Source organism: Paracoccus sp. 22332 (assembly GCF_052045125.1).
GTDB lineage: Bacteria > Pseudomonadota > Alphaproteobacteria > Rhodobacterales > Rhodobacteraceae > Paracoccus > Paracoccus haematequi_A.
The window spans coordinates 29,779-42,616 of record NZ_JBQEOI010000023.1 but is presented as its reverse complement, the minus strand read 5'-3'; the positions used below and the strand labels follow the sequence as shown (position 1 = coordinate 42,616).

13 protein-coding genes are annotated in these 12,838 nt (G+C 61.1%); 9 read left to right on the top strand and 4 right to left on the bottom strand.

Annotated elements, in window-relative coordinates; translation table 11 throughout:
- On the top strand, nucleotides 1-1,494 hold a 1,494-nt coding region (tnpC, locus tag ACTJI6_RS17445), incomplete at its 5' end, for an IS66 family transposase (protein WP_440802468.1).
- On the opposite strand, the gene ACTJI6_RS17440 is transcribed toward tnpC, so the two are convergent.
- The 4 genes from ACTJI6_RS17440 to ACTJI6_RS17425 all read right to left on the bottom strand — a co-directional run bounded on the left by ACTJI6_RS17440 (nucleotide 1,475) and on the right by ACTJI6_RS17425 (nucleotide 4,723).
- On the bottom strand, nucleotides 1,475-1,708 hold the full coding sequence (locus tag ACTJI6_RS17440) for a DUF6429 family protein (RefSeq protein WP_234855580.1): 234 nt from the start codon (nucleotides 1,706-1,708) through the stop codon (nucleotides 1,475-1,477). The genes tnpC and ACTJI6_RS17440 overlap by 20 nt on opposite strands.
- 254 nt (nucleotides 1,709-1,962) lie before the next feature.
- Complete coding sequence (locus ACTJI6_RS17435) at nucleotides 1,963-2,610, bottom strand: UbiX family flavin prenyltransferase (protein ID WP_440802466.1); 648 nt, start codon at nucleotides 2,608-2,610, stop codon at nucleotides 1,963-1,965.
- A gap of 200 nt (nucleotides 2,611-2,810) precedes the next feature.
- Nucleotides 2,811-3,974, bottom strand: a complete 1,164-nt coding sequence (locus tag ACTJI6_RS17430) for a mandelate racemase/muconate lactonizing enzyme family protein (RefSeq protein WP_440802464.1) — start codon at nucleotides 3,972-3,974, stop codon at nucleotides 2,811-2,813.
- A gap of 47 nt (nucleotides 3,975-4,021) precedes the next feature.
- Nucleotides 4,022-4,723 (bottom strand): GntR family transcriptional regulator, encoded by a 702-nt coding sequence (locus ACTJI6_RS17425; RefSeq protein WP_440802462.1) that lies wholly within the window; start codon nucleotides 4,721-4,723, stop codon nucleotides 4,022-4,024.
- 134 nt (nucleotides 4,724-4,857) lie between these two features.
- Here ACTJI6_RS17425 and ACTJI6_RS17420 point away from each other — a divergent pair, with 134 nt between their 5' ends.
- From ACTJI6_RS17420 to ACTJI6_RS17385, 8 genes are all read left to right on the top strand, one after another.
- A complete protein-coding gene (locus ACTJI6_RS17420) occupies nucleotides 4,858-5,145 on the top strand; it encodes a UxaA family hydrolase (RefSeq protein WP_440802461.1) in 288 nt (95 codons plus the stop codon).
- Nucleotides 5,146-5,148: 3 nt separating this feature from the next.
- Nucleotides 5,149-6,330, top strand: a complete 1,182-nt coding sequence (locus ACTJI6_RS17415; protein WP_440802460.1) for a UxaA family hydrolase — start codon at nucleotides 5,149-5,151, stop codon at nucleotides 6,328-6,330.
- 129 nt (nucleotides 6,331-6,459) lie between these two features.
- Complete coding sequence (locus tag ACTJI6_RS17410; RefSeq protein ID WP_440802458.1) at nucleotides 6,460-7,371, top strand: tripartite tricarboxylate transporter substrate binding protein; 912 nt, start codon at nucleotides 6,460-6,462, stop codon at nucleotides 7,369-7,371.
- Nucleotides 7,372-7,458: 87 nt separating this feature from the next.
- Nucleotides 7,459-9,444 (top strand): tripartite tricarboxylate transporter permease, encoded by a 1,986-nt coding sequence (locus ACTJI6_RS17405; RefSeq protein WP_440802457.1) that lies wholly within the window; start codon nucleotides 7,459-7,461, stop codon nucleotides 9,442-9,444.
- A 12-nt stretch (nucleotides 9,445-9,456) separates the two neighbouring features.
- Nucleotides 9,457-10,389, top strand: coding sequence for a hydroxyacid dehydrogenase (locus tag ACTJI6_RS17400; RefSeq protein ID WP_440802456.1), 933 nt, complete (start codon nucleotides 9,457-9,459; stop codon nucleotides 10,387-10,389).
- A 3-nt stretch (nucleotides 10,390-10,392) separates the two neighbouring features.
- On the top strand, nucleotides 10,393-11,403 hold the full coding sequence (locus ACTJI6_RS17395) for an Ldh family oxidoreductase (protein ID WP_440802454.1): 1,011 nt from the start codon (nucleotides 10,393-10,395) through the stop codon (nucleotides 11,401-11,403).
- A 22-nt stretch (nucleotides 11,404-11,425) separates the two neighbouring features.
- Nucleotides 11,426-12,448 (top strand): YeiH family protein, encoded by a 1,023-nt coding sequence (locus ACTJI6_RS17390; protein WP_440802451.1) that lies wholly within the window; start codon nucleotides 11,426-11,428, stop codon nucleotides 12,446-12,448.
- Between the two features lie 11 nt (nucleotides 12,449-12,459).
- Nucleotides 12,460-12,838 (top strand): biotin carboxylase N-terminal domain-containing protein (locus ACTJI6_RS17385; protein ID WP_440802450.1); only part of this gene is annotated, 379 nt, incomplete at its 3' end.

Below are 12,838 nucleotides of genomic sequence, written 5' to 3'. Positions count from 1 at the left end.
CGGATTGCCAAATTGCAAAAGCAGAAGTTCGGAGCCAGTTCGGAAAAGATCGAACGCGAGATCGAGCAACTGGAGCTGGCGCTGGAAGACCTGCAGCTGGCCCTGGCCGAGGCGAATGACCCGTCGCCCGCTGCCGAGAAGGGGCCCGACACGGAAGCACAGGCTCCGGAGCCGGCTGAACCTCAGGAAACCAACCGCCGCCGCCCGAAAGTCTCGAAGGACACGCCGCGCGAACGTCGCGAATATGACCCTGGCAAGAATTGCCCCGATTGCGGCGGCGATCTGCGGGTGATCGGTGAGGATGTCAGCGAATTGATCGACATGATCGCCGCGCAGTTGAAGGTTATCGAGATCGCGCGCATCAAGAAGTCCTGCCGACGCTGTGAGAAGATCGTCCAGGCCCCGGCACCCAGCCGGCCGATCCCGCGGAGCATGGCGGGACCGAACCTGCTCGCCTATGTCCTGGTCTCGAAGTTCGACGATCATGTGCCGCTTTACAGGCAGAACGAGATCTTTGCCCGGATGGGCGCCGATATCGCCGACACGACGCTCGTGGACTGGTGCGGCGGGGCGATGAAAGCCCTGGCGCCGCTGATCGAAAAGATCGAGGCCGAGATCATGGCCAGCGATCTGCTCCATGCCGATGACACGCCCATCCGGGTCCTCGATCGCAGCAAGAGCGACAAGGGGCTCGGCAAGGGTGTCAGGAAGGGCAGGATCTGGGCTTATGTCCGCGATCAGCGCCCTTGGGCAGGCCAGGCCCCGCCCGGTGCGGTGTATCAGTTCGCCCCGGACTGGAAGGAAGACCATGTCCTCGGCCATCTGGGCCAGGCCGGCGGCATTCTTCAAGCAGATGGCTACAAGGGCTATGCCAAGCTCTATGCCCCCGATCTGGAGGGCAAGAGCCAGTTCCGCGAGGCCGCCTGCTGGGCGCATCTGCGCCGTGACTTCCATGATGTCTGGACATCGACGAAATCCGAGATCGCGCGCGAGGCGCTCGACCGGATCGGCAAGTTCTACGACATCGAGCGCGCCATCAGCGGCAAGCCCGCCGAGTTGCGGCTGGCCCTGCGCCAGAAGGAAACCAGGCCCAAGATCGACGCCTTCCGGGACTGGGCCGAAAAGCAGCTGACGCGCATCCCGGGCAAAAGCGATCTGGCCAAGGCCTTCCGCTATGGGCTGAGCCGCTGGTCTGCCCTCACGCTGTTCCTCGAGGACGGGCGCGTGGCCATCGACAACAATGCGGCCGAGCGTGCCCTGAGGCCAATTGGTGTCGGCAGACGGAACTGGCTATTCGCAGGCTCGGATGCGGGCGGCGAAACGCTCGCCCGCGCCCTGACCGTCATTGAAACGGCAAAGATGAACGGGCTCGATCCGCAGGCCTATCTTGCCGATGTCCTGGACCGCATCCACGATCACATGAACACCCGTCTCGGCGAATTGCTGCCCTGGAACTGGACGCCAATGGGCACGGTCAAGACCGAGGCCGCGTAAACAGCGCCCGGAAGAGTTCCTCGGACTGCCGCAGGCCCTCATCGGTCAGGACAACCGACTTTGCCTTGTTGACCGGATCGGCGATCAGGCCCCTGGCATGCAACCGCTCCAGGACGTCCCAGTCAAAGCCTTTCCACGCGCGCCGCTCGTCATGCAGCGTCAACCACAGCAGCGCCAGAACAGCCTCGTCGATCTTGTCCCGATCAATCTCCATGGACTGAGCCTACCACGGAGAGCCGTAGCGCGAGACACAACATCATCAACACTTGTCAATGAAAAATGGCCGCGGTGCAAACCGGGTGGTTACCACCAAACCGCGACCAGTCGAGGTGACTCACCGCTTCGCACAGCATCACGTCCTGACCGCCTATGCTGTCTTCAGCAATGCCGCGCGCGCGAGAAAGCGATGAAGGTGATCCTCGCCGCATGATTTGCGGGCAAGAGCCCCGTGCTTTGCCACGGGGCGGCTCAGCCCTGCTCTTTCCAGCGCCGCACGGTCCCGGCCTCAAGCCCGAACTGATCCAGGACACGACCAAGCGTGTGATCCACCATCTCATCAAGCGAGGTCGGCCGGGCGTAGAAGGCCGGCACCGGCGGGGCGATCATCGCGCCGATTTCCGCAAGCTGGGTCAGGGTGCGCAAATGGCCCAGATGCAGCGGCGTCTCGCGCACCATCAGCACGAGCCGGCGGCGTTCTTTCAGCACCACATCCGCAGCGCGCGTCAGAAGCGTCGTGGTCATGCCGGTCGCGATTTCTGAGGCTGAGCGGATCGAGCAGGGTGCCACCACCATGCCCATCGTCATGAAAGAGCCGCTTGAGATCGAGGCGCCGATATCCTCCTGGCGGTGGCAGTGATCGGCCAGGGCGCGGATTTCCGCAAGCTTGCGGCTGGTCTCATGCGCGACGGTGATCTCGGCCGAGCGTGACATGACCAGATGGGTCTCTACCGGCAGATCGCTCAAGAGCTCCAGGAGCCGGATGCCATAAATGACCCCGGATGCGCCGGAAATTCCAACGATAAGACGATTGCTTGCCGGCATGATTGCTTCCCCCCGGCAGGCAGAATGCACGTTGGCGGGGCTGGCTCGCAATACTGCCGGTCTGATGGGTGTCATCACAAAAATCTATCGGGATGGCAGGATGTGTTCACGACCTCAGAGTGGCATCGACAGCGAGAAATCCGTAATCCGGTCACGCAATTCGAGGATCAGGAACTTGGAAGATTGCTACGGGTCGGGTCAGGGAAGGCGCGTTACAAGGAGTTTGAGCCCGAAGTTGCCTTCTGACCTCGAAGCAGTACCTGCCGGTGTATTCATCACTCCGCCAACCGGCGCATTACCTTAATGAGTTCAGACTTTCCTTCAAATCCAATACCTGGCAGATCGGGCATCGATACATGCCCATCCTCAACGGAAATGCCGTCTGGAAAGCCACCATAGGGTTGGAAAAGCGAAGGATAGCTCTCGTTACCTCCCAATCCCAGACCGGCTGCAAGGTTCAGCGACATTTGATGCCCACCGTGGGGGATGCACCGTGACGGAGACCACCCGAATTGCCGCAGGACCTCCAGCGTGCGCAGGAACTCGACCAAGCCGTAGGACAAGGCGCAGTCGAATTGAAGATAGTCCCGGTCGGGGCGCATCCCGCCATACCGTAGCAGGTTGCGTGCGTCCTGGTGCGAGAACAGGTTTTCGCCTGTCGCCATAGGCCCGTCGTAGAACTCTGACATAGCCGCCTGCAGCGCATAGTCCAGCGGATCGCCCACTTCTTCGTACCAGAACAGAGGATAGTCGCGCAGCATCTTCGCATAGGCGATGGCGGTTTCTAGATCAAAGCGGCCATTGGCATCGACCGCCAGTTGCGCTTCCGAGCCGATCTCGCTCAGCACGGCCTCTATCCGATCGCGGTCTTCCCCAATCGATGCCCCGCCGATCTTCATCTTCACAACAGTATAGCCGCTGTCGAGGTAGCCGCGCATCTCGCTGCGCAGTGCGCCGTTGTCTTTGCCGGGATAGTAGTACCCACCGGCAGCGTAGACAAAGACCCGTGAATCCGCCTCGCGCCCCTTCATCTCTGCCAGGAGCCGGAAGAGCGGTTTTCCAGCGATCTTTGCCACAGCATCCCAGATCGCCATGTCCAGGGTGCCGACCGCAACAGAGCGTTCGCCATGCCCGCCAGGCTTCTCGTTGGCCATCATCGCGGACCAGAGCCTGCCCGGATCGAAATTCGTTCCATCGTCGTTGAGCAGGCTGTGCGGGTCGGCTTCGAGCAGACGGTCGCGGAAACGCTCTCGGATCAGCCCGCCTTGTCCATAGCGCCCGTTGGAGTTGAAGCCATAGCCAACAACCCGCCGTCCGTCCTTGACGACATCCGTTACGACGGCAACAAGGCTGGCCGTCATCTTGCTGAAGTCAATATAGGCGTTCCGGATGGGAGAGGAGATCGGCTTGGTGACTTCGCAAACGTCGATGATCCGCATGGACTGTCCCCGCTTTGTTGAGGGTGAGGTTTTCAGGAAGGCGGTCTTCAATCGAGCCGGATCATGTAGTTCAGCTGATCTGTCCGAAAGAAGCTGAGGCGCCGTTCGACGGAGCGGCCCAGGATGTCATGAGCCACACGCTCGACCCTCAGCACAGGAGTGTCTGCAGGCAGAGTAAGTGCCTGTCGCGTTTCCGCATCCGGCTGTTCTGCCGCGATCGATTCGTCCGCATTCAAGATGATGCAGCCGTAGGCCTGCTGATACAGGACATAAAGGGCGCTTGGCAGAGGACTACGACGTTCAAGGCCAGGGAAAAGGTCGGCTGAAACAACGCTGATCTCAAGCGCGCAGGGGGCACCGTTAATGCTGCGAATTCTACGGATCTCTGTGACTGTGGCGGGTGCGCCTTGCAGGCTGGCCTGCTCATCCTGCGTTGCCGGGCGGCTGCTGATCCGCTCTTGCTCCACCTGGGGACTAAGGATTCGGCCGTCGCGGGGGCGAAGTCGGAAGAAGTTGAACAGCGACCCTTCGGGAGTGCGTGCAGTGATGAACGTCCCTCTGCCTTGCTCCCGCCGCACTATGCCATGCTGTTCCAGCATGATCAGCGCTTTCCGAGCCGTTCCTTGGGAAACGCCGGTTTCTGCGGCAAGCTGGGTTTCGCTCGGCAGCATCCCTCCCGGTAGCAACTGGCCCGAGGCGATGCGTGCAACGACTTCGTCGATGACAGACTGGTATAGCGGCGGCGGCATGGAGACATCCTTGTTCTTGCATGGACATGATACCCGCTTCCGGGCTGCCAGAAAACATATAACTTATATCTTGTATAAGAGTATCTGTATATGATACCTCATTGTTGAGCACACTTGGACCGTAGGAGGGGCGCTTGAGTATTCCACAACTTCTAGTTCACGATCACGAAGACAATGTCGGGGTGGTCGTGGTCGAGGATCTGGCAGCTGGCACCGACATGCTGTGCGTTGTCACGGCCGACAATTCCGATTTTCACCTGACAGCGAAAGCCGACATCCCCATTGGACATAAGGTCGCGCTGAAGCCGCTGAAGGCGGGCGATACCGTCATCAAGTATGGCGAGGACATCGGCAAGATGGTGGGCGATGCCGAGGTCGGCGGCCACGTCCACACCCATAATTGCAAGACGAAGAGGTGGTAAGCCATGGCACTTGATTTCAGCACCGCGACTGTGAAGGCCTGGCGCCGCGAGAATGGCCGCGTGGGGGTTCGCAACCATGTCGTCATTCTGCCTGTCGACGACATCTCGAATGCAGCTTGCGAAGCGGTGGCCAACAACGTCAAGGGCACCCTGGCCATTCCACATGCCTACGGTCGACTGCAGTTCGGCGAGGATCTGGAACTGCACTTCCGCACGATCATCGGCACCGGCGCAAACCCCAACGTCGCCGCCGTGATCGTCATTGGGATCGAGCCTGAATGGACCAAAGTTATCGTTGACGGAATTGCCAAGACCGGTAAGCCTGTCACTGGCTTTTCCATCGAACAAAAGGGCGACTTCGAGACGATCCGCCAGGCAAGCTGGAAAGCTAAGGAATACGTCCACTGGGCGACCGAACTACAGAAAGAAGACTGCCCCATCAGCGATCTGTGGGTGTCCACCAAGTGCGGTGAAAGCGACACGACGACCGGTCTGTCGTCCTGCCCGACTGTTGGCAATATGTACGACAAGCTGCTGCCGCACGGCATCTATGGTTGCTTTGGCGAGACGTCCGAGATTACAGGGGCAGAGCATATCTGCGAAACTCGCGCAGCTAATCCCGAAGCCGCAGAGAAATTCAAAGCGATATGGAAGTCCTATCAGGATGACGTGATCGAGCAGTTCAAGACCTCTGACCTTTCGGACAGCCAACCGACCAAGGGCAACATCCTGGGTGGCCTCACTACTATCGAGGAAAAGGCCTTGGGGAACCTTGAGAAGATCGGGAAGTCGTCAACCTACATCGATGCGATCGGCCCTGCCGAGACCCCCGAAAAAGGCCCGGGCCTTTACTTCATGGACAGCTCATCGGCTGCGGCTGAGTGCGTGACCCTGATGGCCGCAGGCGGTTACGTCATCCACACGTTCCCGACCGGGCAGGGTAACGTGGTAGGTAACCCCATCGTGCCGGTCATCAAGATCTCAGGCAACCCGCGCACGCTACGGACCATGTCAGAGCACATCGATGTCGACGTCACCGGCGTCCTGACCCGCGAGATGACAATCGATCAGGCCGGGGACTCCTTGATCGACATGATCGTTCGTACGGCCAATGGTCGCTTGACGGCCGCCGAAGCTTTGGGACACCGGGAGTTCTCGATGACCAAGCTATATCGCAGCGCCTGACGACGCAACGCCTGCCGGGCCTTTGAGGAGGGGCGCGGCAGGCGCAGATCTGTTCAGAACAATGACACCGGGGAGGAGAAGACGATGATCGGAATCAAGACACGGCGCTTGATCGGCGGGGCAGCCCTGATGCTGATGGCAGGGGCAGGGGCGGCGCTGGCCTATCCCGACGGGCCGCTGACCTACATTATACCCTTCAACGCGGGCGGCGAAAGCGACATCACCGCGCGCTACCAGCAGCAGCCCTTCAAGGCGCTGACCGGACAGGATCTGATCGTGCAGTACCTGCCGGGGGCAGGCGGCGCGCAGGCATGGGCGGGGCTTAACGGCATGACCGGTGACGGCTATACGATCATGGGCACCAATCTGCCGCATATCGTATTGCAGCCGATGTTGCAGGATCCCGGCTACAAGACCGAAGACATCACGAACGTCTACATGTTCCATTTCACGCCCGATGCATTGCTGGTGCGCGCTGACAGTCCATATCAGACGGTTCAGGACGTGATTGACGCGGCCAAGGACATGCCGGGCGGCGTGACGGCGGGCGGGTCGGCGACCAACTCGGCTAACCATATCGCCAACCAGGTCTTCATGAATGAGACCGGTGCCGACATGACCTATATCCCATATACCGGCACCGGCGCCACCGAAACCGCCCTTGTCGGCGGCGAGGTCGATGTCCTTTGGGGCTATACCACCGTGGCCGTACGGCAGGGTGATGCGGTGCGCGTCCTAGCCGTTGCCACCGAGGAGCGGCATCCGCTGTTTCCCGAAAGCCCGACCTTCAAAGAACTGGGCATCGACATGGTCGGCGGCGCATACCGGGGGATCGGTGTGCCCTCCTCCACCCCGGAGGAAGTGCGCGTTCAGCTGTCGGACATCATCGGCCAGATCAATGCAGACCCGGATTTCATAAAGCAGATGGAAGCTGATGGCTACGCGATGATCGACGTGCCCTATGCCGAGATGGATGCGTTCATGGCGGAACGTATCGAGGCCTATACGGCAGTTGCTGAACAGCTGCAGTCGCAACAGTAAACCCGGACGCAGAACAGTCCTAACCGTTCTGGCGCGCGAATGTGCGCCGGCCCGGTCATGCGATCTTGCAAGCCAGAGGGAGCAACCATGGCAAATGCGATGAGTATCCTGTTCGAAGCGCTCAGCCCAATGAACCTGTTGCTAGCTGTTCTTGGGGTTCTGGGCGGCACGATCATCGGGGCCCTTCCAGGCCTGTCGGCCACGATGGCGATTGCAGTCTTGGTTCCGTTCACCTTTGTCATGGACCCGGCATCCGGTCTGATCATGCTGGGCGCGATCTATACCGGGGCGGTTTATGGCGGCGCATTTGCAGCGATTCTCGTTAATACCCCCGGTACGCCAAGCGCCATTGCCACGACGTTCGATGGCTATCCCATGGCGAAGCGCGGCGATGGCGATCTGGCGGTGACGCTGGCAACCATCGCCAGCGTGGTCGGCGGACTGATCGGCGCGGTTCTGCTGATCACTCTTGCCCCAAAATTGGCGACGCTTGCGCTGGCCTTTCAGTCCACCGAGTATTTCTGGCTGGCCATCCTGGGCCTGACCCTGATCGCAACCTTGTCGGAAGGTAACCTGGTCAAGGGCCTGATCGGTGGCATGTTCGGCCTATTCCTGTCGATGATCGGCGTGGCGGTGATCGGCGGGGATACGCGGTTCACGGGCGGAATGCCGTCCATGCTGGGGGGCATCGACATCGTTGCCGCCTTGATCGGGCTTTACTGTATTCCGGTGCTGATCGGCCTGGTTGCATCTCCTGACAAGCATCTCGAGCCGACGGAGGCGCGCGGTTTTCGGCTGCTGGAGGCGCTTGGCATTTCCGTGCGCAACTGGTTCAACCTGCTGCGGTCGTCCCTGATCGGCACGATCGTCGGCATTCTGCCGGGCGCCGGAGGCTCAATCGCCTCTCTTGTCGCCTACGCCGAGGCGCGCCGTGCGTCACCGCGATCCGACAACTATGGCAAGGGAGAGCCGGGCGGCATCTTGTCCACCGAAAGCGCCAACAACGCGACCGTCGGCGGCGGTTTCATCCCGACACTGGTTCTGGGTATCCCCGGAACGCCGCCCGATGCCGTTATCATGGGCGCCCTGATGGTGCAGGGCATCCGCGTCGGTCCCTCCCTGTTTCAATCCGGGGATGACACCGTCTATGTCTTCATGACCGGCCTGATCGTCGCGACGCTGCTGATGCTGCCGGTCGGCCTGATCGTCGGGCGTTATGCGTTTCGCTTCATCACCAACGTGCCTAAGGCGATGCTAGTGCCCTTGATCGCCTTCATGACGGTGATCGGCAGCTTCGCGATCCACGCCAATCCGCATGATGTCGTGGTGATGGTCGTTCTGGGCGTGATCGGCTGGGCGGTCGGCCGCGCGGGTTTCGGCGCGTCACCCATCGTCCTTGGTCTTGTGCTGGGGCAGATCGCCGAGCAGGGTTTCATGCGCGCGTGGATGATCGGTGGCGCCCGTGGTGACTTTCTAGGGCAGCTTCTGGTCAACCGCCCGATCAGCTGGGGCATCGTGGCGCTGATCCTGCTGACCATGTGCCTGCCCTTGCTGCGCCTGCGGAGGTCGCGGCGTGCGGCAGGTGGGCAGACAACCGGGCTGGGCCTTGTGACCGAGGATCGGCGTGTTGACCGCACAGGTCTGGTCGGAGCGGCCGCCTTTCTGGCCTTGGCCGTTTGGATGCTTGTCCAGGCAAGCGGCCTCAGCACCATGGCGGCGGCCTTCCCCTATGCGGTCGGCGCTGTTCTGCTGGCCTTGTCCCTGTTGCAGATCGCGCGCAGCCTGCGCGGCCATGCCGGCACCAGCACCGACGCCGCTTCGCCCCCCGGCACTGTACGCGGCCTGCTGCTTGGCGTCACGATGCTTGGCTGGGCGATCGTCTTTCCGCATCTGGGAATGTTCGTCACGTCGCTGATCGCCTGCACCGTCCTGATGATGACTGGCCAGTTCGGTCGTCTGACTGCACAGCGCTTTGCGGCCTATCTGGTCGGCATCGTCGTGATGGTCGGTATCTTCTACCTGTTGTTGGATCAGGTGCTGAACGTGCCCCTGCCTCCCGCACTGCTTTTCTAGGAAAGGAACCCCATGGCACGCATTGTCATCACCGAATTCATGGATGAGGCGGCTGTTTCGCGGCTGGCTGCACGGCATGTCACCGATTATGCGCCCGATCTGGTCGATCGCCGTTCCGACCTGATGCCGATGCTGGCTGATGTCGACGTCCTGATTGTCCGCAACCGAACGAGTGTGAATGCCGAATTGCTGGAGGCCGCGCCGAACTTGCGGGCGGTCGGCCGGCTGGGAGTAGGGCTGGACAACATCGACATGGAAGCCTGCAAGGCGCGCGGCATTGTGGTCTGGCCTGCCACCGGCGCGAACGATCTTGCTGTCGCCGAATACGTTATCACAATGGCACTAATGTTGCTGCGTGGGGCATACCTTGCATCGGCGCGCGTCGCAGCGGGCGAATGGCCTCGTCAAGATCTGATCGGAGGCGAGGCGTCGGGCCGTGTCATGGGGTTGCTTGGCTTTGGTGCCATTGCACGGCAGGTTGCGACACGGGCCAAAGCGCTTGGTATGATCGTAATAGCGCACGACCCGCATCTGCCGGAAAGCGATCCATCTTGGGGATCTGTGAGGTCAGTCTCATTTGCTGATCTGTTGGCACACTCCAGTGTGCTCAGCCTGCATGTCCCCCTGACAGCACAGACACGGCATGTCATTGACGCGGACGCGCTATCCCAGATGCGTCCGGATGCCATCGTGATCAATGCTGCACGAGGTGGCGTTGTTGATGAGGTGGCACTCGCCGCAACATTGCGCGAAGGACGTCTTGCTGGCGCCGCCCTGGATGTCTTCGAAACCGAGCCTTTGACCGCCGAAGCCGGTGGGAGGTTCCTTGATCTACATAACGTGATCCTGACGCCGCATGTCGCAGGTGTGACCGACCAGTCCAATGTCCGGGTCAGCAATCTTATTGCGGATAAGGTTCTGGATCATCTGATGGAAGAGGTGTGACCTATGGTACAGATGACGCTTGTGGATGCGCACCAGTTGGTCGTTCAAACCCTGACGCGTTGCAGGACGGCGCCCGATAATGCCCAATCCGTCGCTCGCGCCCTTGTCGCCGCCGAGGCCGTCGGGCAGGCCGGACATGGCCTGCGCCGGATTCCGTCCTATGCCGCTCAATCGCTAAGCGGCAAGGTTGACGGACATGCGGTTCCGACTAGCCAGCAACCGCGTCCAGGGGTGCTTGCAGTCGATGCGATGCGTGGTTTCGCCTATCCGGCGCTGGATGTCGCGGTGGACTGGCTGATCGCGAACACCAAGGGGCAGGGGATTGCCGCCGCGGGCATCTCACGCTCCCACCACTGCGGGGTAGCTGGCGTCACCGTGGAGCGAATTGCCAACGAAGGGTATGTGGCGCTGCTATTTGCGAACACACCTGCCGCAATGGCGCCCTGGGGCGGGCGCAAAGCCCTGTTCGGCACCGATCCGATCGCCTTTGCAGCGCCGCGAAGCGGGGGACATTCGCCGATCGTCGTGGATGTCTCGCTGTCTAAGGTGGCGCGGGGAAAAATCATGGCCGCAGAACAGAAAGGCGCTTCGATTCCAGAAGGATGGGCACTTGATACCGAGGGACAGCCGACAACCGATGCCAAGGCGGCGCTGGCAGGCACCATGATCCCATTGGGCGATGCGAAAGGCACGGCGTTAGCGCTGATGGTGGAGTTGCTGGCGGCTGGCCTGCTGGGCGCCAATTACGGTTACGAAGCTTCATCGTTCTTCGACGGCGAAGGTCAGTCGCCAGGTGTCGGCCAATTGCTGATCGCGCTGCATCCGCAGGCGTTCTCCGACACAGCGCTCCACCGGATCGACGATCTTGCCGACGCCATCGCCAATCAACCTGGCGCGCGGCTTCCCGGTGCTCGGAGAGAGGAAATCAGGCGGAAGGCTTCCCGAGAAGGACTGAACGTTGATGACGAACTGCTGAGCCAGATCGATTCGCTGGGCCGGACGGTCAATGTCTAGTCCGAAGACAGGCACAACTCCGATGGGTCTTGGGGCACGATTGCCGACCGCAGCCGCGATTAAGATCTTGTTTCCTGGCGTTGCAGTTTCAGTCCTTGTCGCCGCAACCGCCCAGTTCCTGGCAGAGCATTACGGTGCGCCCGCCATGCTCATGGCCCTGTTGTTGGGACTCGCCCTGAACTTCTTGGCAGAGCAGGGAACGCGGACAGTAATTGGAGTCGAGTTTTCCGCAAAAACTATCCTGCGGCTGGGCGTTGCCTTGCTGGGCGCCAGGATCTCGGCGCAAATGCTGGCCGATCTTGGCAGTGAGATGATTCTGCTGGTGATCGCTGGCGTCGTCGTTACCATACTTTTTGCAATGCTGGCGGCGCGCCTGTTCGGGCGGGGCTGGCGGCTGGCGTTGCTGACCGGCGGATCGGTAGCGATTTGTGGCGCTTCGGCTGCAATGGCGATTGCGGCAGTGCTGCCGCGGACAGACAAGACGGACCGCAACCTAGCCTTCACGGTGATCTCGGTCACTGTGTTGTCGACGGTCGCGATGATCGCATATCCGCCCCTCTCGCAAGTCTTTGGATTTTCGGCGTTGGAATCCGGCGTGTTTCTGGGCGGCACTATCCACGATGTGGCGCAGGTCGTGGGCGCTGGCTTCTCTGTCAGCCCCGAGGTCGGAGAAACGGCGACATTAGTCAAGCTGATCCGCGTGTCCATGCTGGCACCCGTCGTGCTGGCCTTTTCCTTAGCAATCCGCTTGGGCGGATTGGGCAACAGCGACCCGTCCGCCAAGCGTCCGCCGCTGTTGCCAACTTTTGTCTTCGGCTTTCTGGCGCTGGCAGTTCTGAACTCGCTGGGTGTGATCCCGACCTCCATCGCCCACCTTGCCGAAGGATTCAGCCGCTGGGCGCTTCTGGTGGCGATCGCAGCGGTGGGGATCAAGACCTCGCTGCTCAAGATGATGGATGTCGGCGGCAGTGCCATTGCCCTGATCGTGGCGGAAACTGTCTTTTTGGCTGTTTTCGTGCTGGTTGGCGTGCATCTAATCGGTTGAGAAGGAAAGAGATGTTTCAGAAAATCCTGATCGCCAACCGTGGCGAGATTGCGATCCGCGTGATGCGGGCGGCCAACGAATTGGGCAAGAAAACGGTCGCGGTCTATGCCGAGGAGGACAAGCTGGGCCTGCACCGCTTCAAGGCGGACGAGGCCTACCGGATCGGCGAAGGGCTGGGGCCGGTCGCGGCCTATCTGTCCATCCCCGAGATCATCCGGGTCGCCAAGGAAAGCGGCGCGGACGCAATCCACCCCGGCTATGGCCTTTTGTCCGAAAACCCCGACTTCGTGGACGCCTGCAAGGCCGCAGGGATCACCTTCATCGGCCCGCGCGCGGACACCATGCGGGCACTTGGCGACAAGGCGTCGGCGCGGCGCGTGGCGATCCAGG